This window comes from Helicobacter pylori, assembly GCF_003638305.1.
Classification (GTDB): Bacteria; Campylobacterota; Campylobacteria; order Campylobacterales; family Helicobacteraceae; genus Helicobacter; species Helicobacter pylori_DJ.
The window spans coordinates 43,762-67,972 of the sequence record NZ_MVYP01000006.1 but is presented as its reverse complement, the minus strand read 5'-3'; the positions used below and the strand labels follow the sequence as shown (position 1 = coordinate 67,972).

Sequence of the window (24,211 nt, the reverse complement as noted above, 5' to 3'; positions counted from 1 at the left end):
CCTTTCTTATTCAAAGGGGTTATTCTTGGCAACATTGTTTCGGTATGCAGAAACCACTGTTTTGAAGAAGTTAAATATCTTGTAGTGTTCTTTTTGCATAGTTGTTTTGTCGCTCATCATAGGATCGCTATCTACGAAGATATTGTATTCATTAGTTTTTTTTAATATAGATTTTTTGGATTGGGTATCAAAATTGAAGCTGTCTAAAACCAACAAACACAATTTTTGTTTTTGAGGGAAACTCAATTTTTGGTTGGTGAAGTTTTTAGTCAAAGTATTCAATTCCACATCATCTTTGACATTTTTCAACAAGTTAGAAAAAGCCTCATAGCCCCTTAAATATTTCTCATTGATCTTATCAATCGCCATGCTAAACGCCAAGCGTTCCGAGTTAAAAATAAGCGTGTTGGTGGCTTTTTGAGCAATATCTTTTGCTTTGGAGTCAAATTTGTTTCTTTCAAGCTGCAAGTAATAATCTATATTATCCAATTCTTTTCTGCTCAACAGATTAGAAATGTTATTGGAATATTCTTCAATCGCTTGCTTGTAAGATAAAGCTAATCGGCTCGCTTTTTTGTTTTGTTCTTCATCTAAAGAAAACACACCCATTTGAAGCAAAGCCTGAGCCTTATCTTTAGTGGTAGCGGTAGTTTTTTTAAAAATACTGCTTGTTTTCACCTGGGGGTAGTAATAACTCAAACGCTCCTTATCCTCTTGCGTGAATGTTTCTTGGTTTAAAACATAGGCATAAGGGTTAGGAAGAAGTTTCTTATAGAGAGGGTTATCTTTTAAGGCTTGCTCTAGATCACCATAAGCCTTTGACTTAGCAGTAAGGATTTTACCTCTTGTTTCTTTCTCTAGAGCCTCTTTTTCTTTTTTGTATTTGTTTTCTAAATCTAAAAGGACTTTAGCTCTATAATCCACAAGCTCTTTGATTTTTTGTTTTCTAAAAACCAAGTCTTCTAAGAAATCATGCGTATTGTTTAAGAGCTTCTTGCGAGCCTTAAGAGCGTCTTCTTTTGCAGCCACTTCTTCTTGTTCTTTTTTTATCTCGTTGAAAAATGAACCAAACTGCTCCACATTAGCCGACAAAACTCCAAACGCAACCAACGAGCTAAAAACGATTTTTGCAAGCATCTTATAGTTTTTGTAACCTTAAATTTTCAAAAAATATCAATATATTCTACCACAATTTCCACAAAACTATGGATTAAAATTTTTCCATATCCAAAAGGTAAGTAAAGTCTAGGTCTTATAGTGTTATGTTTTGCTTGCTCATATGTGGCTTGTTGGTATTTTTTAAGTTTCTCTTAAGGTTATTTTTATACAATGGATTGGTGTTTTTTGGATAGAAACTCCTTTATTCCTTGATAGGTGTTTTCTGTTCTTTGTTTGACATTAAATAAACAAATCGTTGGTTTGTGTTATATCACATGTTAGTATCAGCATAGTAGGGTATTCTTTGGGATTTTGAGCTAGATTAAGGTGGTTTTGTAAAATACTTATTATTTCCTATGCTTCTTTGCTCCTTTATAGGTTCACCGCCTTGAACTAGTTCTTTCAAAACCAAAATGAAACGACCGATTAGCAAATTAAAACAAAACTTTTTACAATTCAAACATTCTTTCAACAAACATTTAGATAAATACAGCCTTTATTATAGGCTGTTCAATATCAGCTCTATCGTTATAGGTTTTTTAATAGCGCTTTTTTCTTATGGGGCAGGGGTGATTTTAGTTTATCCAATATTATTCTTGTTTGCTCTTATAATAAAGCCTAGCTTTTTTTATTACACTACTTATCTTTTGTTACTCGTTTCTCTCAGTATAATAAGCAAATACTATCTCTTAAGCCACGCAAATTTCACAATGAAGCTAATCATACTTATGACTCAATGGCAAAATTGGTTCTTATGATTCGTTCAAAAATTTCTCAAGACTTGATTTAGAGAAATTTCTTTATTTCCAAACATTAGCATAAAACCTTACTAACTAAAAACTAAAATCTTTTTAAGCGCATACCCAAAGCTAGCTTATTTGAAAAAACCAATCTATTTTTGGTATTCAAATCCTAAAACCCCATGATTTTAAATTTAAAGGAGCGTTTTTTAAAAATAATTCTGCATCTAGTGTGTTAGTAATTTGTTTTTGATATGGTTGGTGGTTTTCCAAATTAATATTGAGAAAAATTTGCTATAATTAGGAGATAAAAACAAAAAGGATATGGCTTGTTTGGTGGCAAAATATTTGATTTGTTTGCGATTGGTGGTTGCTTATCGCTTGATTTCATGAGTAATCTTAGATTCAAGAATTTTCTTAGTAGATTTAGGTATGCTATTGTGAAATGCTTCCTACTAAAACACGCATTAGAGATCCGAACAAGCAAGAACTTACACAACCAAAAATAAAAGGATTGGGTATGGGAAAAATTTTAGCTTCTTTGTTGTGTGGCGGAACAAATCTTTTTACAGGTTTATCTAGTGATTTGTTTTCTATGATATTAAATTTTTTGTTCTTCTTGATGTTAATGATGGGACTTAATGAAACATTAGGGAAAAAATTCAACTTGCCTGTGGACAATATCAAGAATTTTATGGCAGAAGTGCTGAAGAATGGATTCGATAGTATCAAAAACATGGGATCTGCTTTGATTGGTAATGGTTTTGGTAGCAGTAAATCAGACAAAACCACTAATAAAATGAGTGTCTCTCAAGTAAGACTCTAGTGGTGTATTAACTATCTAAAGATGAAATTTTTTCATCTTTCATGCAAAGCTTTGTTTGATCAACAAGGCAATAGATTACTAGCTGAACATTATGATTTTATTACTTAAGACTCCTTTTTGAAAATGAGTTATCTTGACTCTTTATTTTAGTTGTAACGCATTTTTACAACCGATCTTGCTTTTTAAAAATAATTATAATATTAAAACTTTTTAAATCGGTTTTTAGGGCTATTTGTGAAAGCGTTTTTTTGTAGGTTTTGAAAAATAGATATAAGAGTGATTGAAGCAATATTTTATGGTTAAAAAATAGTTTTTTGCTCTTTGAATTATGACCGCTCTGAAATTTTCACACAACAGATATTGTATAATTTCAATATAAACTTTTACGATCTAAACAATCTAAAGAGAAACCAAATCCATTGAAAGGATCAAGAGCGATATGGGTAATAACATGCGAAAACTCTTCTCAATGATTGCCAACTCAAAAGATAAGAAAGAAAAACTTATTGAGAGCTTGCAAGAGAACGAACTTTTAGGCACTGATGAAAAAAAGAAAATCATAGATCAAATAAAAACCATGCATGATTTTTTCAAACAGATGCATACAAATAAGGGAGCGTTAGATAAGGTTCTAAGAAATTACATGAAAGATTATCGCGCTGTTATCAAAAGCATTGGTATTGATAAATTTAAAAAGGTTTATCGTTTGCTTGAGAATGAGACTATGGAGTTGTTGCATGCCATTGCAGAGAATCCTAATTTCTTATTCTCCAAATTTGATCGATCAATTCTTGGAATATTTCTGCCTTTCTTCAGTAAGCCCATCATGTTTAAGATGAGTATTAGAGAAATGGACTCGCAAATAGAATTGTATGGCACTAAGCTCCCACTATTGAAATTGTTTGTGATGACAGATGAAGAAATGAATTTCTACGCTAATCTAAAAACCATTGAACAATATAACGACTATGTTAGGGATTTGCTGATGAAATTTGATCTTGAAAAATACATGGAAGAAAAAGGAGTGCAAAATACTTGATGTGGAAAACGAACAAAAAATCTCGGTGTAACTAACAAAATTCAGTTTGAAAAAATATTCGTCTCAGGCAGAGACAGAATTAAAAAATGATGAGTGCTTTAAAAAGATTACCTAATTGATCGCCTTATTTATCAAGTAAAGCTAACGCCTGTTGGCGTTTCTCTCTACCCTTAGAAAAATCTACTCTCTCCTTTTCTTTCAATCACTTACCACTGAGCAAACTTCTGATTTGATTGCGTAAGTATTCATTCTCTCTTTCTTCTTGTAGCTTCTCCCTAACTTCTTCCTCTTTGGCTTGCATGTTCAAGTTGCCATTCTTAAAAATCTCAGAACTAATCACATTCTGCCTCATTTGATAACCTGCACGATTACTCAAGGTTTCTAAAATTTCTCGTTGGTTATTTTTCCTAGTGGTATATTCTTGTTCCTTGTCTTGTAAGAGAGTTTTGTAATACTGATTGATTTTTTCTAGCTGAGCTTTTTCTCTTGCCACTTCATTGATCACTTGCTTGTTGTTTGCTCCACTCACATCATAGCCATGCAAGTTTTTTGTGTTAGCTCCTAGCATTGGCTGACTTCCTTGCAACACATCAAAGGTCTGTGGTTTTTCTTTGTTGTTAGGATTATCATTGTAGTTACTCGCTATCATCACCACACCCTTTTGATTCAAAGTAGGTTGCAGGTAAAAATCAATGTCAGATCTTGCTCCATTAGCTTGGAAGTAATTCTTGTATTGAAGGATCTTATTGGCATCGCCTATGAGCGTAATCTTTTTAGAATGATGAACAAGTTTGAAAGTTAGTACAACTTGTTTATTATCCAACAAATAGTCCTTGTAATTTGGCAACTTCACTTGCACCATGAATGGTGTGTCTTTGAGTTTGTCATTTAAGGGGATCTCACTATACTTTTCTATCAGTTCATTATACACAGGCGTATAAACATGGTTCTTTTGTTTCACCACTTTTTTCGCATAGTTACTGCACGCACTTAAAATTAAGCACAGAATTGCCACACCGATTAAAACACTTGCTCTCAGTTTCATTATTGTTTCTCCTTATCGCTCTCGTTTCATTAGCTTCATTCTGCACCGCCTTGTTTCTTTGAAGCGAAAAGACCATTGATAAAATTTTTTATACCAATAACCTTAATAACTTTATAAATCAAATAGCCCATACCTATGAAGCAAATGTTTTTCAAAACAAAAAGCACCTTGTCGTTAGTGCTACCAATTCCTAAGATATATAGTTCATAAATCGATCTAATTGTTTCTAATCCAAAAAACAAAACCGCACCCACACCAAAGGCATAGTAAAAATACTGAAGTTTTAATTTTGTTTTTAGACTTTCCACTAGCTCTGTGTTTTTGCTAGTTCTTAAAAAGACAAAATAGATTGCAAACAAAACAAATATCCCACCCATACACAATCCTAACAGATGCTCTAGTCCCCCTATATATCCTAAGAATGAATGAGCGTATGCTTCCATTATTCTCTGTTTGGCTTGTCCTATCTGCATCAGAAGTTCATACCTTTTTTCTTGCGGTAGCTTTTCTATTTCTATCAGGATATTTTTCAACTCTTCTTGATTCTTTAAAGCTTCGTGAAATCTTTGCTCCCCTAGACTCCCTTTAGGATATAACGAGTCTAGCAAATTTAAAAGATCATTACTCTGTGAATTGTTAGGTGGTAGGGCGTTTAGCGGATTGGTTCCATGATGCTCTGTTGTATCGTTCATGAAGCTCCTTTCAAGAATTAAATTGAGAACTTATTTTGGTATTATACCATTCTCTCTATGAGTTGCGATTGTCTTATCTCTTTGAATTAAGCGCTTCTAAAATTTCATTATTGAGTTACGACCGCTTACTCATCGCTCTTACTTTTTGAGTTGCATCGTGTTTCATCTTGCTTTTTGTTTGAAGCAATTCGCTGCTTACATTGATTATCAAGGAATCTTTGCTCAATACCTTGATCCAAAAAGGTTTTTGTTAAAGGTTTTTCAAATACATATTTTTACAGAAATTTTGCTATAATTAGGATTATTTTAAGGAGTTTTTAATGAAAAAATCTCTCAAATTTTACAACCAACAAACCAATAATTAAACAATAAAGCTGTCGCATGTTAGGGAAAAAAAACGAAGAAGTCTTGATTGATGAAAATTTGGTTGGGGGTGTGATAGCCCTTGATAGATTGGCAAAACTCAATAAGGCCAATAGGACTTTCAAAAGGGCTTTTTATCTCTCTATGGCACTCAATGTCGCCGCTGTAACGAGTATTGTGATGATGATGCCTTTGAAGAAAACGGATATATTTGTTTATGGCATTGATCGATACACAGGAGAATTTAAAATTGTCAAACGCTCCGATGCTAGGCAAATTGTCAATTCTGAAGCTGTTGTGGATAGCGCAACTTCAAAATTTGTCTCATTACTGTTTGGTTATAGTAAAAATTCTTTGAGGGATCGCAAGGATCAACTGATGCAATATTGCGATGTGAGTTTCCAAACCCAAGCAATGAGAATGTTCAATGAAAATATCAGACAATTCGTAGATAAAGTCCGAGCAGAAGCTATCATTAGCTCTAACATACAAAGAGAAAAAGTCAAAAATAGTCCCTTAACGAGATTAACATTTTTCATTACCATCAAAATCACACCTGATACAATGGAAAATTATGAATATATTACTAAAAAACAAGTAACTATTTATTATGATTTTGCTAGAGGTAACTCTTCTCAAGAAAATCTTATCATCAATCCTTTTGGCTTCAAAGTGTTTGACATTCAAATCACGGATTTACAAAACGAACAGACAGTAAGCGAAATTTTGAGAAAGATTAAAGAAGTGGAAGCGAAAAATAAGACATTAGAGAAATAAGAGCATGTTTAATCTTAAAAGGACTTTTTTAGTAACGATCATGAGTTTTTTTCTCATTGTTCCTAATTGGTTGAAAGCTATTGATTTGCCCATTGTTTCAAATCTCAAAATTTACCAAACAGTTTATTGCATGCTGATACCGAGTTATGTTTTAACCAACAAAAGTTTTGCAGATATTTTAACAGGCTATACATCTATTGGCCAATCAGGGAGTGGAAAGAGTTCAGGGCAGGGTGTGATCGAAGCGCTTAGCACACCACTAGCCACAAGTTTAGCCGCTAGCAATCTGGTGAAATATTTGAACACTTTAGGTCCTTTATGGGGATCGGCGTGGGCAAGTGTTGCTACAGCTATACAAGGCTTTGCTCTAACGCCATCAAGCGGCTGTAATTTTGGTTGGAACGCATTGATAAATAAAAACATAGACATATCCATGGATAGCATGCTAGACAATTTGAGCAACAAGATTCAGAATTTCACCAAAGGCGGTGTTGAGGACAATGTGAAAGGCAATGTTCTTTTACAAATAATTAGCTCAATAACCGCTCAAGCTTCTACGAATATTACAGCTGATGGTTTAATTTGGCTGATTGGCAAAGAATTCACTGCAAATAAACTGCAAAACAACACTACAGCCATGCTTGCTTTTGCCGCACTAGAATCTGTTGTCAAAGGAGCGGACGCTGCTGTTCTTCCTGCATATGGTGTAGTCAATCTGCCTGATATTATCATAGGGCAAGGGTCATATCTTGATTTTGTTTCTTACCTAATTTATATTGTTTTTGGGATTTTTGTTTTCATTTCTTTTATGAAATTGAGGGATATTTCAAATGGTATTCAGATTAACATAGGTTTTGAATACATGCGATTTATTGGGGGGACATTATTCAAAATGGCGATGGTCTCTTTTATCGCCTATGCAGGTTTTGGTTATCTTTATAAAATCTCTTATTCCATTTATTTTGGTTTAGCAGGCGCTTTTGGGCTGAATCAAGTTCTTTTTTGGGCTTTAGATTTAGTGCTGAATTACACTGTTAATTCAATTTTACCTGCGGTAAGAGCTGTTTTTTCTAATGTTGGTAACAACGCTCCTAGTTTGTTACAAGGCTTGCAAGTGGCAGGTATTTCTTTATTCGCCATTTTTATGCAAGTAACTATCATTATGAGAATAAGCACTGTGGTTGTGAAACCTTTGATAGCTGGGGCTTTTAGCGGTATTGTGTTCCCTATTGCGGTATGTTTGATCGTGCTAGATTGGTTCAAAGATTCTATGAAAAACATATTGATATGGTTTATTAATAATTTGTTTATCTTGGTTCTAGCTATTCCTATTTTGCTCTTTGGTGTTTTGGCATTATTGGCATTCAATTTGACCATAACGCCCTCTGTTGCTATACAAAACATCAATCAAGGGGGACTGGGTATCGATTCAACTATTGCGAGTTTGATCACTCTATTTATTTTAAAAGGTTTCATAGAGACGATTATTGAGAGTGTCAATGCGATCGTTAATACCATTTTCAGCTCTGTCTCTATAGATGGCAGCAGGATGGATAGAGAAAGAGATGCCTTAATGGTAGGAAGAGTTGGTGGATCTATGTTTAAAGGATAAGCCACTTTATTCTTGTGTTACAATTACAAATATTTTTTAAGAGGAATTGTTGATGGAGCAGGCATTTTTTAAAAAAATTGTTAACTGTTTCTGTCTTGGTTATTTATTTTTATCTGGCGTAATAGAAGCAGCACCTGACATTAAAAATTTTAATCGTGGCAGGGTGAAAGTGGTGAATAAGAAGATTGCTTATTTGGGAGATGAAAAACCCATCACGATTTGGACTTCATTAGACAATGTTACTGTGATCCAACTTGAAAAAGACGAAACTATTTCTTACATCACAACAGGTTTCAATAAAGGTTGGAATATTGTGCCTAATTCTAATCACATATTCATTCAACCTAAATCGGTAAAAAGTAATCTCATGTTTGAAAAAGAAGCAGTGAATTTTGCCCTAATGACAAGAGATTACCAAGAATTTTTAAAAACAAAAAAACTTATCGTAGATGCGCCTGACCCTAAAGAATTAGAAGAACAAAAAAAAGCTCTAGAAAAAGAAAAAGAAGCTAAAGAACAAGCGCAAAAAGCGCAAAAAGATAAAAGAGAAAAAAGAAAGGAGGAGCGTGCAAAAAATAGAGCCAATTTAGAAAATCTCACTAACGCTATGAGTAACCCACAAAATTTGAGCAATAACAAAAATCTTAGCGAATTGATCAAGCAACAGAGAGAAAATGAATTAGACCAAATGGAACGACTAGAGGACATGCAAGAGCAGGCTCAAGCTAACGCGCTCAAACAAATTGAAGAACTCAACAAGAAACAAGCTGAAGAGGCAGTTAGGCAAAGAGCCAAGGATAAAATCAGTATTAAGACAGATAAATCTCAAAAAAGCCCCGAGGATAACTCCATAGAATTATCTCCTAGCGATAGCGCTTGGAGGACTAATCTTGTTGTGCGGACCAATAAAGCCTTGTATCAATTCATTTTGAGAATAGCTCAAAAAGACAATTTTGCTTCAGCGTATCTAACAGTTAAATTAGAATACCCACAAAGACACGAAGTCTCTAGCGTTATTGAAGAGGAATTAAAAAAGAGAGAAGAAGCAAAGAGGCAGAGAGAATTGATCAAGCAAGAAAATCTCAACACCACAGCCTACATCAATAGAGTGATGATGGCGAGCAATGAACAGATTATCAACAAAGAAAAAATAAGAGAAGAAAAACAAAAAATTATCTTAGATCAAGCAAAGGCGCTAGAGACCCAATATGTGCATAATGCGTTAAAAAGAAACCCTGTGCCTAGAAACTACAATTACTACCAAGCGCCTGAAAAACGCTCTAAACATATTATGCCCTCTGAAATTTTTGATGATGGCACATTCACTTATTTTGGTTTCAAAAACATCACTCTCCAACCTGCTATTTTTGTGGTTCAACCTGATGGGAAATTGAGCATGACTGATGCCGCCATTGATCCTAACATGACTAATTCAGGATTGAGATGGTATAGAGTTAATGAAATTGCAGAGAAGTTTAAGCTCATTAAAGACAAAGCCCTTGTAACAGTGATCAATAAAGGCTATGGGAAAAATCCATTGACAAAAAATTACAATATCAAAAACTATGGTGAATTGGAGCGTGTGATTAAAAAGCTCCCTCTTGTCAGAGATAAATAAAAAGGCGTTAAGACATGAATGAAGAAAACGATAAACTTGAAACTTCTAAAAAAGCCCAACAAGATTCACCCCAAGATTCATCTAATGAAGAAGCGACAGAAGCCAATCATTTTGAAGATTCTTTAAAAGAAGAAAGCTCAGACAATCATCTTGACAACCCCACAGAAACTAAAACCCATTTTAATGAAGACAAGCTAGAAGAAACCCAAACTCAAATGGATTCTGGAGGTAATGAAACTTCAGAATCTAGCAATGGCAGTCTAGCAGACAAGTTATTCAAGAAAGCCAGAAAATTAGTTGATGATAAAAGACCTTTCACTCAGCAAAAGAGTTTAGATGAAGAAGCCCAAAAACTGAACGAAGAAGACGATCAAGAAAATAATTGGCATCAAGAAGAAACTCAAACGGACTTAATTGATGTTGAAACTTCTAAAAAAGCCCAACAAGATTCACCCCAAGATTCATCTAATGAAGAAGTAACAGAAGTCAATCATTTTGAAGATCTTTTAAAAGAAGAAAGTTTAGATAATCATCTTGAAGAAGAAAGTTTAGATAATCATCTTGAAGAAGAAAGTTCAGATAATCATCTTGACAATTCCGCAGAAACTAAAACCCAAGAAACTGAAACCCATTTTGATGAAGACAAGCTAGAAGAAACCCAAACTCAAATGGATTCTGGAGGTAATGAAACTTCAGAATCTAGCAATGGCAGTCTGGCAGACAAGTTATTCAAGAAAGCCAGAAAATTAGTTGATGATAAAAGACCTTTCACTCAGCAAAAGAGTTTAGATGAAGAAACCCAAAAACTGAACGAAGAAGACGATCAAGAAAATAATGAGTATCAAGAAGAAACTCAAACGGATTTGATTGATGATGAAACTTCTGAAAAAACCCAACAAGATTCACCCCAAGATCTATCTAATGAAGAAGCAACAGAAGCCAATCATTTTGAAGATCTTTTAAAAGAAGAAAGCTCAGACAATCATCTTGACAATTCCACAGAAATTAAAACCCATTTTGATGAAGACAAGCTAGAAGAAATAACTGACGACTCTAACGATCAAGAGATTATCAAAGGAAGCAAAAAAAATACATTATTGGTGGCATTGTAGTCGCTGTTCTTATCGTGATTATTTTATTTTCTAGAAGCATTTTTCACTACTTTATACCTTTGGAAGATAAAAGCTCTCGTTTTAGCAAAGACAGGAATCTTTATGTCAATGATGAAATCCAAATAAGGCAAGAGTATAACCGATTGCTGAAAGAACGGAATGAAAAAGGCAATATGATCGATAAGAATCTTTTCTTCAATGACGATCCCAATAGAACCTTATACAACTATTTGAATATTGCAGAAATTGAGGACAAAAACCCATTGAGAGCCTTTTATGAGTGTATTGGTAATGGTGGCAACTATGAAGAATGTTTGAAGCTTATCAAAGACAAAAAACTTCAAGAGCAAATGAAAAAACTCTAGAGGCTTATAATGACTGCATCAAAAATGCCAAAACTGAAGAAGAAAGGATCAAGTGTTTAGATTTAATCAAAGATGAAAACCTGAAAAAAAGCTTACTGAACCAACAAAAAGTTCAAGTGGCGCTAGATTGTTTGAAAAACGCTAAAACCGATGAAGAACGAAACGAGTGCCTAAAACTCATAAATGACCCTGATATTAGAGAGAAATTTCGTAAGGAATTAGAGCTTCAAAAAGAGCTTCAAGAGTATAAGGATTGTGTCAAAAACGCCAAAACAGAGGCTGAGAAAAACGAATGCTTGAAAGGCTTGTCTAAAGAAGCTATAGAAAGATTGAAACAACAAGCGCTAGATTGTTTGAAAAACGCTAAAACCGATGAAGAACGAAACGAGTGCTTGAAAAATATTCCCCAAGACTTGCAAAAAGAACTACTAGCTGATATGAGCGTCAAGGCTTATTTGGATTGCGTATCTCAGGCCAAAACTGAAGCTGAGAAACAAGAATGCGAGAAATTACTCACGCCTGAAGCGAAAAAAAAGTTAGAACAACAGGTTCTAGATTGTTTGAAAAACGCTAAAACCGATGAAGAACGAAAAAAGTGTTTGAAAGATCTCCCTAAAGACTTACAAAGCGATATTTTAGCTAAAGAGAGTCTGAAAGCTTATAAAGACTGCGCATCTCAAGCCAAAACTGAAGATGAGAAAAAAGAGTGTGAGAAATTACTCACCCCTGAAGCGAAAAAACTTTTAGAAGAAGAAGCCAAAGAGAGCGTTAAGGCTTATTTGGATTGCGTATCTCAGGCCAAAACTGAAGCTGAGAAACAAGAATGCGAGAAATTACTCACGCCTGAAGCGAGAAAAAAGTTAGAAGAAGCCAAAGAGAGCGTTAAGGCTTATTTGGATTGCGTATCTCAAGCCAAAACTGAAGATGAAAAAAAAGAGTGTGAGAAATTACTTACGCCTGAAGCGAAAAAACTTTTAGAACAACAAGCGCTAGATTGTTTGAAAAACGCTAAAACCGAAGCTGATAAAAAAAGGTGTGTCAAAGATCTCCCTAAAGACTTGCAGAAAAAGGTTTTAGCCAAAGAGAGTGTTAGGGTTTATTTGGATTGCGTATCAAAAGCCAAAAACGAAGCTGAAAGAAAAGAATGCGAGAAATTACTCACCCCTGAAGCGAGAAAACTTTTAGAAGAAGCTAAAAAGAGCGTTAAAGCTTATAAAGACTGCGTATCAAGAGCCAGGAATGAAAAAGAGAAAAAAGAATGCGAGAAATTACTCACCCCTGAAGCGAGAAAACTATTAGAAGAAGCTAAAAAAAGCGTTAAGGCTTATTTGGATTGCGTATCAAAAGCCAAAAACGAAGCTGAAAAAAAAGAATGCGAGAAATTACTCACGCCTGAAGCGAAAAAACTTTTAGAAGAAGCTAAAGAGAGCGTCAAAGCTTATAAAGACTGTCTCTCCCAAGCTAGAAATGAAACTGAAAGGAAAGCTTGCGAGAAATTACTCACCCCTGAAGCGAGAAAATTTTTAGAGAAGCAAGTGCTAGATTGTTTGAAAAACGCTAAAACCGAAGCTGAGAAAAAAAGGTGTGTCAAAGATCTCCCTAAAGACTTGCAGAAAAAGGTTTTAGCCAAAGAGAGCGTTAAGGCTTACTTGGATTGTGTATCAAAAGCTAGGAATGAAAAAGAGAAACAAGAATGCGAGAAATTACTCACGCCTGAAGCGAGAAAACTATTAGAAGAAGCTAAAAAAAGCGTTAAGGCTTATTTGGATTGCGTATCAAGAGCCAGGAATGAAGATGAGAAAAAAGAATGCGAGAAATTACTCACCCCTGAAGCGAGAAAACTACTAGAACAAGAAGTTAAAAAGAGCGTTAAGGCTTATAAAGACTGCGTATCAAGAGCCAGGAATGAAGATGAGAAAAAAGAATGCGAGAAATTACTCACCCCTGAAGCGAGAAAATTTTTAGAGAAGCAAGCACTAGATTGTTTGAAAAACGCTAAAACCGAATCTGATAAAAAAAGGTGTGTCAAAGATCTCCCTAAAGACTTGCAGAAAAAGGTTTTAGCCAAAGAGAGCGTTAGGGTTTATTTGGATTGCGTATCAAGAGCCAAAAACGAAGCTGAAAGAAAAGAATGCGAGAAATTACTCACCCCTGAAGCGAAAAAACTTTTAGAAGAAGCTAAAGAGAGCGTCAAAGCTTATAAAGACTGTCTCTCCCAAGCTAGAAATGAAACTGAAAGGAAAGCTTGCGAGAAATTACTCACCCCTGAAGCGAGAAAATTTTTAGAGAAGCAAGTGCTAGATTGTTTGAAAAACGCTAAAACCGAAGCTGAGAAAAAAAGGTGTGTCAAAGATCTCCCTAAAGACTTGCAGAAAAAGGTTTTAGCCAAAGAGAGCGTTAAGGCTTACTTGGATTGTGTATCAAAAGCTAGGAATGAAAAAGAGAAACAAGAATGCGAGAAATTACTCACGCCTGAAGCGAGAAAACTATTAGAAGAAGCTAAAAAAAGCGTTAAGGCTTATTTGGATTGCGTATCAAGAGCCAGGAATGAAGATGAGAAAAAAGAATGCGAGAAATTACTCACCCCTGAAGCGAGAAAACTACTAGAACAAGAAGTTAAAAAGAGCGTTAAGGCTTATAAAGACTGCGTATCAAGAGCCAGGAATGAAGATGAGAAAAAAGAATGCGAGAAATTACTCACCCCTGAAGCGAGAAAATTTTTAGAGAAGCAAGCACTAGATTGTTTGAAAAACGCTAAAACCGAATCTGATAAAAAAAGGTGTGTCAAAGATCTCCCTAAAGACTTGCAGAAAAAGGTTTTAGCCAAAGAGAGCGTTAGGGTTTATTTGGATTGCGTATCAAGAGCCAAAAACGAAGCTGAAAGAAAAGAATGCGAGAAATTACTCACCCCTGAAGCGAGAAAACTATTAGAAGAAGCTAAAAAAAGCGTTAAAGCTTATAAAGACTGCGTATCAAGAGCTAGGAATGAAAAAGAGAAAAAAGAATGCGAGAAATTACTCACCCCTGAAGCGAGAAAACTTTTAGAAGAAGCTAAAGAAAGCGTCAAAGCTTATAAAGACTGTCTCTCCCAAGCTAGAAATGAAACTGAAAGGAAAGCTTGCGAGAAATTACTCACGCCTGAAGCGAGGAAACTACTAGAACAAGAAGTTAAAAAGAGCGTTAAGGCTTATTTGGATTGCGTATCAAAAGCTAGGAATGAAGATGAGAAAAAAGAATGCGAGAAATTACTCACGCCTGAAGCGAGGAAATTTTTAGAGAAGCAAGCGCTAAGTTGTTTGGAAAAAGCTAGAAATGAAGAAGAAAGAAAAGCATGTTTTAAAAATCTTCCTAAAGACTTACAGAAAAATGTTTTAGCTAAAGAGAGCCTTAAAGCTTATAAAGACTGCCTCTCCCAAGCTAGAAATGAAACTGAAAGGAAAGCTTGCGAGAAATTACTCACGCCTGAAGCGAGGAAACTATTAGAGCAAGAAGTTAAAAAGAGCGTTAAGGCTTATTTGGATTGCGTATCAAAAGCTAGGAATGAAGATGAGAAAAAAGAATGCGAGAAATTACTCACGCCTGAAGCTAGGAAATTTTTAGAGAAACAGCACCAACAAAAAGATAAAGCGATAAAAGATTGCCTAAAAAACGCCGATCCTAACGACAGAGCGGCTATTATGAAGTGTTTGGATGGTTTGAGCGATGAAGAGAAGCTCAAATACCTGCAAGAAGCCAGAGAAAAGGCTGTCTTGGATTGTTTGAAAACGGCTAGGACCGATGAAGAAAAAAGGAAATGCCAAAACCTTTATAGCGATTTGATCCAAGAAATCCAAAATAAAAGGGCACAGAACAAACAAAATCAATTGAGTAAAACAGAAAGGTTGCATCAAGCAAGCGAGTGCTTGGATAACTTAGATGACCCTACTGATCAAGAAGCCATAGAGCAATGTTTAGAGGGATTGAGCGATAGCGAAAGGGCGCTAATTCTGGGAATCAAACGACAAGCTGATGAAGTGGATCGGATTTATAGCGATCTAAGAAGCCGCAAAACCTTTGATAACATGGCGGCTAAAGGTTATCCATTGTTGCCAATGGATTTTAAAAATGGTGGCGATATTGCCACTATTAACGCCACTAATGTTGATGCGGACAAAATAGCTAGCGATAATCCTATTTATGCTTCCATAGAGCCTGATATTACCAAGCAATACGAAACAGAAAAAACCATTAAGGATAAGAATTTAGAAGCTAAATTGACTAAGGCTTTAGGTGGCGACAAAAAAGATGACGATAAAGAAAAAAATAAAAAACCCACAGCAGAAACTAAAGCAGAAAGCAATAAGATAGACAAAGATGTCGCAGAAACTGCCAAAAATATCAGCGAAATCGCTCTTAAGAACAAAAAAGAAAAGAGTGGGGATTTTGTAGATGAAAATGGTAATCCCATTGATGATAAAAAGAAAGAAGAAAAACAAGATGAAACAAGCCCTGTCAAACAGGCCTTTATAGGCAAGAGTGATCCCACATTTGTTTTAGCGCAATACACCCCCATTGAAATCACTCTGACTTCTAAAGTAGATGCCACTCTCACAGGTATAGTGAGTGGGGTTGTAGCCAAAGATGTATGGAACATGAACGGCACTATGATCTTATTAGACAAAGGCACTAAGGTGTATGGGAATTATCAAAGCGTGAAAGGTGGCACGCCTATTATGACACGCTTAATGATAGTCTTCACTAAAGCCATTACGCCTGATGGGGTGGTGATACCTCTAGCAAACGCTCAAGCAGCAGGCATGCTGGGTGAAGCAGGGGTAGATGGCTATGTGAATAATCACTTTATGAAGCGCATAGGCTTTGCTGTGATAGCAAGCGTGGTTAATAGCTTCTTGCAAACTGCGCCTATCATAGCCCTAGATAAACTCATAGGTCTTGGCAAAGGCAGAAGTGAAAGGACACCTGAATTTAATTACGCTTTGGGTCAAGCTATCAATGGCAGCATGCAAAGTTCAGCTCAGATGTCTAATCAAATTCTAGGGCAACTGATGAATATCCCCCCAAGTTTTTACAAAAATGAGGGCGATAGTATTAAGATTCTCACAATGGACGATATTGATTTTAGCGGTGTGTATGATGTTAAAATTACCAACAAATCTGTGGTAGATGAAATTATCAAACAAAGCACCAAAACTTTGTCTAGAGAACATGAAGAAATCACCACAAGCCCCAAAGGTGGCAATTGATTCAAGAGAAAGGATAAAATATATTCATGTTATTAAACTCGGTTCTTTACAAAATAAAAGACAAAACCAACAACAGGCTCTTCTAGAGGATATAGTGGCGAAAAAAAACCAAGTAAAAACAATGAAAGGAAACAGCAATGGAACTCGGTTTCAATGAAGCAGAAAGACAAAAGATATTAGATAGCAACAGCTCTCTTATGAGAAATGCGAATGAAGTAAGGGATAAGTTTATTCAAAATTACGCCACTTCTTTAAAAGATAGCAACGATCCACAAGATTTTTTGAGAAGGGTTCAAGAGTTAAGAATCAATATGCAAAAGAATTTTATTAGTTTTGATGCTTATTACAACTATTTAAACAACCTTGTGTTAGCCAGTTACAATCGTTGCAAACAAGAAAAGACTTTTGCAGAAAGCACGATCAAAAATGAACTAACGCTTGGAGAGTTTGTTGCAGAAATTTCTGACAACTTCAATAATTTCATGTGTGATGAAGTGGCAAGAATTTCAGACCTAGTGGCTTCTTATCTGCCAAGAGAGTATTTACCGCCATTCATAGATGGCAATATGATGGGCGTGGCGTTTCAGATTCTAGGGATAGATGATTTTGGGAAAAAGCTCAATGAGATTGTCCAAGATATAGGGACTAAATATATCATTTTGAGCAAAAATAAGACTTATCTCACTTCTTTAGAAAGGGCTAAATTGATAACCCAGTTAAAATTAAATTTGGAATAAGAACATGACTGAAGACAGATTGAGCGCAGAAGATAGAAAATTTCTAGAAGTAGAAAGAGCTTTAAAAGAAGCGGCATTAAATCCTCTAAGGCATGCTACTGAAGAACTTTTTGGTGATTTTTTAAAAATGGAAAATATCACTGAGATTTGTTACAATGGGGACAAGGTTGTATGGGTTTTAAAAAATAATGGCGAATGGCAACCGTTTGATGTGAGAAACAAGAAAGCCTTTAGCCTGTCTCGTTTAATGCATTTCGCTCGATGTTGTGCAAGTTTTAAGAAAAAAACAATAGACAACTATGAAAATCCTATTTTGAGCAGCAATTTAGCGAATGGTGAAAGGGTGCAGATTGTCCTTTCCCCTGTTACAGTGAATGATGAAACCATTTCCATATCCATAAGGATACCTAGCAAAACAACCTACCCTCATAGCTTTTTTGAAGAACAAGGTTTTTATAATCTACTAGACAACAAAGAACAAGCGATCAGTGCGATTAAAGATGGTATTGCTATTGGTAAAAATGTGATTGTTTGTGGTGGCACAGGAAGCGGTAAAACGACTTATATCAAAAGCATTATGGAGTTTATCCCCAAAGAAGAAAGGATCATATCCATTGAAGACACCGAAGAGATCGTATTCAAACACCACAAGAACTACACACAGCTTTTTTTTGGTGGGAATATCACCTCTGCTGATTGCTTAAAGTCATGTTTGAGAATGCGGCCTGATAGAATCATTCTAGGGGAACTCAGAAGCAGTGAGGCATACGATTTTTATAATGTGCTTTGTAGCGGTCATAAAGGCACGCTAACCACTCTGCATGCAGGGAGCAGTGAAGAAGCGTTTATTCGTTTAGCCAACATGAGTTCATCTAATAGCGCAGCAAGGAATATCAAGTTTGAAAGTCTCATTGAAGGCTTTAAAGATTTGATTGATATAATTGTCCATATCAACCACCACAAACAGTGTGATGAGTTTTATATCAAACATAGGTAGTAGGCATAATGGAAGACTTTTTGTATAACACCTTATACTTCATAGAGGATTATAAGTTGGTTATTATTTTTAGTTTCATAGGGTTAATAGCGTTATTTTTCCTCTACAAATTCATAAAAACTCAAAAAAAGGTTTTTAAAGATAAAGCTAATCAGCCTCAAAAGAAAAAAAGCTTTAAAGAAATCATTACAGATGGGCTGAAGGAAAGGGTTAAAACCTTTGGCTTTTGGTTGCAAGCTATACTATTACTATCCTATTCTTTTATCACATCAGGGTTATTTTTCTTGATCCTCTTAGGTAATTTTTATGATGATAATAAATTGCCTGAGAGCGATGATGATCTTTTTGATATATGGGTCTATGCGATACAAGATTTTCCTGCATACTATTTTAAGGCGCTCACTTTTAGCTCGCTCAAGATTTATGGGTTCAATATATCCTTAGTCGTATATAGTTCTATTTTATGCTCTTATATCTTCATTACCTTTTTTGTGTGGTTTTTGAAATACTTAACTCGGACTAGAGACATAGGAGCGAATAAAAAAGTTGATGATCTCTTTGGTAGCGCGAGTTGGGAAACTGAAGAGAAAATGATCAAAGCCAAGCTTATCACACCCAACAATAAAAAACGCGCCTTTGACAAACGAGAGGTGATTGTAGGCAGGCGAGGATTGGGGGATTTTATCGCTTACGCAGGGCAGGCGTTCATTGGCTTGATTGCTCCTACTAGAAGCGGTAAAGGTGTGGGTTTCATCATGCCCAATATGATCAATTATCCTCAAAATATCGTTGTGTTTGACCCTAAAGCTGACACTATGGAAACTTGTGGGAAAATCAGAGAAAAACGATTCAACCAAAAAGTGTTCATCTATGAACCTTTCTCCTTAAAAACACACCGATTTAATCCTTTCGCTTATGTGGATTTTGGTAATGATGTGGTTTTGACCGAAGACATACTCTCTCAAATTGACACACGCCTAAAAGGGCATGGCATGGTGGCTAGTGGAGGGGATTTTTCCACTCAAATCTTTGGATTGGCTAAGTTGGTGTTCCCTGAAAGACCTAATGAAAAAGATCCTTTTTTTAGCAATCAAGCGCGAAACCTTTTTGTCATCAATTGCAATATTTACAGGGATCTCATGTGGACTAAAAAGGGGCTTGAGTTTGTCAAAAGAAAAAAAATCATCATGCCTGAAACCCCTACGATGTTTTTCATAGGTTCTATGGCAAGCGGGATCAACCTGATTGATGAAGACACAAACATGGAAAAAGTCGTGTCTTTAATGGAATTTTTTGGAGGTGAAGAAGATAAGAGTGGCGATAATCTAAGAGCGCTTAGTCCTGCCACTAGAAACATGTGGAATAACTTTAAGACAATGGGTGGCGCTAGAGAAACTTATAGCTCGGTTCAAGGGGTATACACTTCAGCCTTTGCGCCTTATAATAACGCCATGATTAGAAATTTCACGAGCGCTAATGATTTTGATTTCAGGCGTTTGAGAATTGATGCAGTGAGTATTGGTGTGATCGCTAATCCTAAAGAAAGCACTATTGTTGGACCGATATTAGAACTGTTTTTCAACGTGATGATTTATAGCAATTTGATTCTGCCAATCCATGATCCACAATGCAAAAGAAGTTGCTTGATGCTCATGGATGAATTCACTTTGTGTGGCTATTTAGAGACCTTTGTTAAAGCGGTAGGGATCATGGCAGAATACAACATGCGACCCGCTTTTGTGTTTCAAAGTAAGGCGCAATTAGAGAATGACCCCCCACTTGGTTATGGTAGGAATGGCGCTAAGACTATTTTAGACAACCTTTCTTTGAATATGTATTATGGGATCAACAACGATAACTACTATGAACATTTTGAAAAGCTTTCTAAAGTGTTAGGGAAATACACAAGGCAAGATGTGAGCCGAAGCATTGATGACAATACAGGTAAGACCAACACTTCTATCAGCAACAAGGAGCGGTTTTTGATGACCCCTGATGAACTGATGACTATGGGCGATGAGCTTATCATTTTAGAGAACACGCTCAAACCTATCAAATGCCACAAGGCGCTTTACTACGATGATCCATTTTTCACCGATGAGCTCATTAAGGTGAGTCCGAGTTTGAGCAAGAAATACAAATTGGGGAAAGTGCCTGATCAGACGACTTTTTATGATGATTTGCAAGCCGCTAAAACCAGAGGCGAATTGAGCTATGACAAGTCTTTAGTGCCTGTGGGTTCAAGCGAACTGTGATTTTAATTTCTAATCATTGATTTCGTTCTGGAAATCCTTCAAAATCAGATCAAACGCTTCTTTGTTAAAAAAATAATCTTTGTCTTGCATGAAGCGTTTGAGTTTTCCTATATCTTTAGTGGAATTTTCACTCACCAAAAGCTTGTGTGTTCTTTGATTTGCCAGCCATCGCTCTTATTGGATTGCTGCATGTGCTAGGTTAAAATTCATCAAGCCATTCTTACAGTACCCATGATCAGAGAAAATGGTGCGAATTGGAAGAATTCTTACGCTATATGTCTTTATAAGGAAAGCAAAAGCCTATTCCAAAAAATAAAAAGACAAAATATCTTAACAAAAAGAATCAAAATATATTTTAAAAAGATTAAAAGATAATGATGTAAATGATATTATTATAAATCAATAAGATAGGAGAAATGTATCATCAAGATTGCTTGTAAAAATTATAAAGATTCAAAATAAGTTAGTTCTAGCATGCTTTATTCGTTGTATCGCACTTGCGAATAAATGCAACGAAACTTCTTCACATAAGCGCCATTAGGGTTGTGTTTCATTCCCCCATTGTAAGCGCCTATGGCCATTTCTACTAATTGATACACGCTTTTGTTGGGGTGTTTTTGGTGGTAATAATCAAAATTTTCTTTTAAAATTTGTTTGGCTAATTGGATCGCAAAACCCACATCGTTTAATAATTTGGTTTTGAGGAGCGTTTTAGAATAGGTAGGGTAGAACTTTTTAGCGGTGTTTAAAGTGATATGAAACATGGAATAAGAAGTGTCTTTGAGGGATTTTTCTCGCTTATTGTTCAACCCTAGAGAGCTTTCTAATAAAGCGATAGAGATGAGCGTTCTGCACACCACTTCATTGTTGCAACCTTTTTGATGGATATGGATAAGATTTTCGTATTGCTTGAAACTAATGGCTACCTTTTGGCATGGATAGGCTAAGGAATTAAGAAGTAAGGTCAAACCAATCCATTTCTCAAACAAAACTTTAACTTACTTTGAATCTTTCAGTAACGCTTTTTGTAACTTCTGCTTGTCGTATTTGAGCTTGTCTTTTAGTGGTGAGAGCAGTTTTTGAACGCTCTCATAACCACACAGCATTCCCTCTTTGTAGGGATCATTTTTGATTTTTACATAGAGGTTAATGCCATTAGAGTAACACAAGCCATTAGACTTGATATAGTAGCTCTTAATTTCTTCTTCTAAGCTTCTCAAGTCCTCAAGGTTGATGGGTGTTTTTTTGCTGTAAGAATTTTCACTGATCAAAGTCCCCTCATAGCTTCTTTTGATCGTAGTCTCTTTATCCACTAATAATCCATTATAGTTTTCTTTTTCTTTGATAACTCTCATTGTTTCATCAGAATCACTTGTTTTAGGAGGAATAGGCACTTCCACTACTCTAGGTTTCTTAGCGTTTTTCTTTTTCAACTCTGCTTCTAAAGCTTTTAGTTTCTTTTGATTTTCTAAGTCTTTGAGTTTGTATTTAGCCAATTCAGCCTCTTGTTTTTCTTTTTCTGCTAAGAGTTTCTTTTCCCTCTCTTCTTCATTGGCTACGAGTTGGGAGTTAGCGATTAGCTCTTCTATGAGCTTCTCTTTGCTGTTTTCAGGAGCGGTTTGGGTGGCATAAGGTGATGGTTGGGCTTCATTGGCGTTATTTGTCTCTTTGAGTCTATACAAGCTATAAGGAGCAATAATATTGGGTTTTTGGGTAACGCTATCGTTAGTGGGCATAGCTACCATCTCATCTCTTAGGGGCGAACACACTTCATCATCGGGTCTGCAGATCACATCGTTGGCGTAGTTGAAATACATTTTCTTTTGTTGTTCAAAAAGCTTATTCTCATCAATTGACGCTCCCTTATCAAGCGTGTGGGCATTAGGATCGCTTCTTTTTGGCACTCTCAAAAAAGTCGCTTGAGCATAAGGTATCTTATCGTTAATCTTTAAGACAAATTTAGCGTTGCGTTTGTTGAGCGCTTTTAAAATGTTGTAATACCCATTGACTTGTTCTAACGAGCCTGTGATGATAATCAAATCCGCATAAGTTCCCATTGCTCTTGTTTTGATAATAGGGTTTTCTATGGATAAGTAGTTGTTATAATCCAACAGATCCATAGCGTAGAGATAAGTTTTGTCTTTCAAAGCGCTATTACCAAACCAATCCCCAAAGCTTTTGTCATTCACATTCAAAGTGTCGTATATATCAAAAAGCGCTTGAGTTTTTGTGTCATCAACAGAGACATATTGAGGTTTCTTATTATCAGGGATCTGTTGGCGCTGTTTAGCTTCTTTTTTGAGTCGTTTAGCTTCTTTCTTGGTCTCTTTAGTTTCTTTAGTGGCTTTAATAACCTTATCGGCTTCACTTATTTCTTTAGCATAAAGAGTGTTAGAGGTTAGTAAGCCTATGAGCGATACAGAGATTGCTAGTTTTCTAAACATTGGTTTCCTTTTTTTTTCAGATTGATATAGAGACAAAATTCCATTGCATTTAAGGTAAGTGATGTAGCTGTAAAAAACTCATTGTTTTTGAAATTCTTTTTTCTTTTCATTAATCTATTGCATTTGGGACATTTAGGATCTTGTGAATCCATACTAGCAGTCCATTTGCACTTATGATAATTTTTACATCCTAAGAAAAAAGAATTTTCTTTAATATTAGCTTTTACACCAGCCAAAATGAAACGCTCAAGGCGTTTGATTTTTTGCTTTTCAATCTTATTAAGCAATTCTTTTTTTTCTTTTTCTAAATCTTTTTTTCGTTCGTTTTGTTTTGCAAGATCGATAAAGTAAAACTTCCTATTGCAATTCTTACAAGCGTAAGCTCCTCCCCTACCACTTTCTACTTTTTCCATTATGAGCGTGTTTTCACAATGCAAGCAGACCATTTTCATTGAGCCATTTATTTCTCGTAAAATGCCCTTACAGTCGCCTTTATTTACATAATTAGAGCAACCATAAAATGAGACACCATTCAATTCTCTTTGTATCATTTTAGGTGTGTTACAAACAAGGCAAATCAAATATTCTCTGACTCTCTTAATATTAAACTTAGAAAAATTATTACTCACATTGTAACTCGTAGCTAGACTCATATTGCAAATAACTACTCTTAAATCTAAAAAAAGAATTTATAGGTTGCTTGTTTAGGTCATGCAGTGAGTAACAAACCACCAGAACACCTAAATTTTTGGAATTTTCTCTTATTCTTTCTTTAGTCAAAATCGTTGTTTTACCTCAGTCTTTAGTCTCTTTAGCTTCAGTTGGTCCGTTGGTAACGCTTGTTGCTTGAGATTTTTGGGTTTCGTTATTGACAGTTGTTGCCGCTTTAGGTTGTTTTTTGGACAATTTTTCAACTAATTTCACTAAGTTGATATTAGAAAAAGACAAAAAGATTCCTATTGCGACAAAGATTATCCCAACAATCCCCATAGCACCGCTCAAGACACAACATAAAACCCCTGCTCCAATGAGACCTAATGAATCATAACGCTTATCAGTCAAATTGTTTTTGAAAAAATTTACAAAAGCGTTTGGTTTCTTTGTTTCATGGGTTGTTTCAGTTGTATTGATTGTGTCAGCCATAGTGTTACCTCCATAAGGTATATTCTCAATTTGTTACTATGAAAC

At 35.5% G+C, this 24,211-nt stretch carries 19 protein-coding genes and 1 pseudogene; 11 read left to right on the top strand and 9 right to left on the bottom strand.

Annotated elements, in window-relative coordinates:
* Positions 1 to 6: 6 nt before the first annotated feature.
* Positions 7 to 1,137 carry a type IV secretion system apparatus protein CagM gene (gene cagM / locus EAL04_RS03965; RefSeq protein ID WP_120973415.1) on the bottom strand — a complete coding sequence of 377 codons (1,131 nt, stop codon included), beginning with the start codon at positions 1,135 to 1,137 and terminating at the stop codon, positions 7 to 9.
* A 434-nt stretch (positions 1,138 to 1,571) separates the two neighbouring features.
* Here cagM and cagP point away from each other — a divergent pair, with 434 nt between their 5' ends.
* From cagP to cagS, 4 genes are all read left to right on the top strand, one after another.
* Complete coding sequence (gene cagP / locus EAL04_RS03955) at positions 1,572 to 1,916, top strand: cag pathogenicity island protein CagP (protein WP_001958601.1); 345 nt, start codon at positions 1,572 to 1,574, stop codon at positions 1,914 to 1,916.
* A 311-nt stretch (positions 1,917 to 2,227) separates the two neighbouring features.
* A complete protein-coding gene (locus tag EAL04_RS08100; RefSeq protein ID WP_120973413.1) occupies positions 2,228 to 2,407 on the top strand; it encodes a hypothetical protein in 180 nt (59 codons plus the stop codon).
* A complete protein-coding gene (gene cagQ, locus EAL04_RS03945) occupies positions 2,344 to 2,724 on the top strand; it encodes a cag pathogenicity island type IV secretion system protein CagQ (RefSeq protein ID WP_120973411.1) in 381 nt (126 codons plus the stop codon). The genes EAL04_RS08100 and cagQ overlap by 64 nt, the downstream gene beginning before the upstream one ends.
* Positions 2,725 to 3,163: 439 nt before the next feature.
* Positions 3,164 to 3,763 (top strand): cag pathogenicity island protein CagS, encoded by a 600-nt coding sequence (gene cagS, locus EAL04_RS03940; protein ID WP_120973408.1) that lies wholly within the window; start codon positions 3,164 to 3,166, stop codon positions 3,761 to 3,763.
* Between the two features lie 202 nt (positions 3,764 to 3,965).
* On the opposite strand, the gene cagT is transcribed toward cagS, so the two are convergent.
* Positions 3,966 to 4,808 (bottom strand): type IV secretion system apparatus protein CagT, encoded by an 843-nt coding sequence (gene cagT / locus EAL04_RS03935; RefSeq protein WP_000776482.1) that lies wholly within the window; start codon positions 4,806 to 4,808, stop codon positions 3,966 to 3,968.
* A 35-nt stretch (positions 4,809 to 4,843) separates the two neighbouring features.
* Positions 4,844 to 5,500 carry a cag pathogenicity island translocation protein CagU gene (gene cagU / locus EAL04_RS03930; protein ID WP_120973406.1) on the bottom strand — a complete coding sequence of 219 codons (657 nt, stop codon included), beginning with the start codon at positions 5,498 to 5,500 and terminating at the stop codon, positions 4,844 to 4,846.
* A 381-nt stretch (positions 5,501 to 5,881) separates the two neighbouring features.
* Here cagU and cagV point away from each other — a divergent pair, with 381 nt between their 5' ends.
* From cagV to cag5, 7 genes and pseudogenes are all read left to right on the top strand, one after another.
* A complete protein-coding gene (gene cagV, locus EAL04_RS03925) occupies positions 5,882 to 6,640 on the top strand; it encodes a cag pathogenicity island type IV secretion system protein CagV (RefSeq protein WP_000900781.1) in 759 nt (252 codons plus the stop codon).
* 4 nt (positions 6,641 to 6,644) lie between these two features.
* Positions 6,645 to 8,252 (top strand): cag pathogenicity island VirB6 family T4SS protein CagW, encoded by a 1,608-nt coding sequence (gene cagW / locus EAL04_RS03920; RefSeq protein WP_120973404.1) that lies wholly within the window; start codon positions 6,645 to 6,647, stop codon positions 8,250 to 8,252.
* A 52-nt stretch (positions 8,253 to 8,304) separates the two neighbouring features.
* Positions 8,305 to 9,870 carry a type IV secretion system apparatus protein CagX gene (cagX, locus tag EAL04_RS03915; protein ID WP_000434002.1) on the top strand — a complete coding sequence of 522 codons (1,566 nt, stop codon included), beginning with the start codon at positions 8,305 to 8,307 and terminating at the stop codon, positions 9,868 to 9,870.
* Positions 9,871 to 9,884: 14 nt separating this feature from the next.
* Positions 9,885 to 16,590 (top strand): annotated as a pseudogene (locus EAL04_RS03905) (CagY family CD-EC repeat-containing protein).
* 137 nt (positions 16,591 to 16,727) lie between these two features.
* Positions 16,728 to 17,327 carry a cag pathogenicity island translocation protein CagZ gene (cagZ, locus tag EAL04_RS03895; protein WP_108253487.1) on the top strand — a complete coding sequence of 200 codons (600 nt, stop codon included), beginning with the start codon at positions 16,728 to 16,730 and terminating at the stop codon, positions 17,325 to 17,327.
* A gap of 4 nt (positions 17,328 to 17,331) precedes the next feature.
* On the top strand, positions 17,332 to 18,324 hold the full coding sequence (gene virB11 / locus EAL04_RS03890) for a cag pathogenicity island type IV secretion system ATPase VirB11 (protein WP_120973400.1): 993 nt from the start codon (positions 17,332 to 17,334) through the stop codon (positions 18,322 to 18,324).
* Between the two features lie 8 nt (positions 18,325 to 18,332).
* The gene (gene cag5, locus EAL04_RS03885) at positions 18,333 to 20,579 is read left to right on the top strand and encodes a VirD4 family type IV secretion system ATPase Cag5 (protein WP_120973398.1); all 2,247 of its coding nucleotides are present in this window, start codon (positions 18,333 to 18,335) and stop codon (positions 20,577 to 20,579) included.
* A 9-nt stretch (positions 20,580 to 20,588) separates the two neighbouring features.
* Here cag5 and EAL04_RS08200 read toward each other — a convergent pair whose 3' ends face one another.
* The 6 genes from EAL04_RS08200 to cag1 form a co-directional block, all read right to left on the bottom strand.
* Positions 20,589 to 20,714, bottom strand: a complete 126-nt coding sequence (locus tag EAL04_RS08200) for a hypothetical protein (protein WP_276205515.1) — start codon at positions 20,712 to 20,714, stop codon at positions 20,589 to 20,591.
* Positions 20,715 to 21,058: 344 nt separating this feature from the next.
* Positions 21,059 to 21,568: a VirB1 family T4SS lytic transglycosylase Cag4 gene (cag4, locus tag EAL04_RS03880; protein ID WP_120973396.1), complete on the bottom strand. Its 510-nt coding sequence runs from the start codon at positions 21,566 to 21,568 to the stop codon at positions 21,059 to 21,061.
* Positions 21,569 to 21,577: 9 nt separating this feature from the next.
* Entirely contained in the window at positions 21,578 to 23,023 is a 1,446-nt protein-coding gene (cag3, locus tag EAL04_RS03875; RefSeq protein WP_120973394.1) for a type IV secretion system outer membrane cap subunit Cag3, read from the bottom strand.
* On the bottom strand, positions 23,008 to 23,676 hold the full coding sequence (locus tag EAL04_RS03870) for a topoisomerase DNA-binding C4 zinc finger domain-containing protein (RefSeq protein WP_120973392.1): 669 nt from the start codon (positions 23,674 to 23,676) through the stop codon (positions 23,008 to 23,010). Before EAL04_RS03870 ends, cag3 begins: the two co-directional genes overlap by 16 nt.
* Complete coding sequence (locus EAL04_RS08245) at positions 23,645 to 23,803, bottom strand: cag pathogenicity island protein (protein ID WP_120973390.1); 159 nt, start codon at positions 23,801 to 23,803, stop codon at positions 23,645 to 23,647. The genes EAL04_RS03870 and EAL04_RS08245 overlap by 32 nt, the downstream gene beginning before the upstream one ends.
* Before the next feature lie 15 nt (positions 23,804 to 23,818).
* Positions 23,819 to 24,166 carry a cag pathogenicity island protein Cag1 gene (gene cag1, locus EAL04_RS03860; protein ID WP_021176614.1) on the bottom strand — a complete coding sequence of 116 codons (348 nt, stop codon included), beginning with the start codon at positions 24,164 to 24,166 and terminating at the stop codon, positions 23,819 to 23,821.
* Between the last annotated feature and the right edge of the window lie 45 nt (positions 24,167 to 24,211).

Bases quoted from the DNA above. Each gene is read 5' to 3' on its own strand.
- cagM (WP_120973415.1), bottom strand. From the start codon at position 1,137: ATGCTTGCAAAAATCGTTTTTAGCTCGTTGGTTGCGTTTGGAGTTTTG.
- cagP (WP_001958601.1), top strand. From the start codon at position 1,572: ATGAAACGACCGATTAGCAAATTAAAACAAAACTTTTTACAATTCAAA.
- cagQ (WP_120973411.1), top strand. From the start codon at position 2,344: ATGCTTCCTACTAAAACACGCATTAGAGATCCGAACAAGCAAGAACTT.
- cagS (WP_120973408.1), top strand. From the start codon at position 3,164: ATGGGTAATAACATGCGAAAACTCTTCTCAATGATTGCCAACTCAAAA.
- cagT (WP_000776482.1), bottom strand. From the start codon at position 4,808: ATGAAACTGAGAGCAAGTGTTTTAATCGGTGTGGCAATTCTGTGCTTA.
- cagU (WP_120973406.1), bottom strand. From the start codon at position 5,500: ATGAACGATACAACAGAGCATCATGGAACCAATCCGCTAAACGCCCTA.
- cagV (WP_000900781.1), top strand. From the start codon at position 5,882: ATGTTAGGGAAAAAAAACGAAGAAGTCTTGATTGATGAAAATTTGGTT.
- cagW (WP_120973404.1), top strand. From the start codon at position 6,645: ATGTTTAATCTTAAAAGGACTTTTTTAGTAACGATCATGAGTTTTTTT.
- cagX (WP_000434002.1), top strand. From the start codon at position 8,305: ATGGAGCAGGCATTTTTTAAAAAAATTGTTAACTGTTTCTGTCTTGGT.
- cagZ (WP_108253487.1), top strand. From the start codon at position 16,728: ATGGAACTCGGTTTCAATGAAGCAGAAAGACAAAAGATATTAGATAGC.
- virB11 (WP_120973400.1), top strand. From the start codon at position 17,332: ATGACTGAAGACAGATTGAGCGCAGAAGATAGAAAATTTCTAGAAGTA.
- cag5 (WP_120973398.1), top strand. From the start codon at position 18,333: ATGGAAGACTTTTTGTATAACACCTTATACTTCATAGAGGATTATAAG.
- cag3 (WP_120973394.1), bottom strand. From the start codon at position 23,023: ATGTTTAGAAAACTAGCAATCTCTGTATCGCTCATAGGCTTACTAACC.
- EAL04_RS03870 (WP_120973392.1), bottom strand. From the start codon at position 23,676: ATGAGTCTAGCTACGAGTTACAATGTGAGTAATAATTTTTCTAAGTTT.
- cag1 (WP_021176614.1), bottom strand. From the start codon at position 24,166: ATGGCTGACACAATCAATACAACTGAAACAACCCATGAAACAAAGAAA.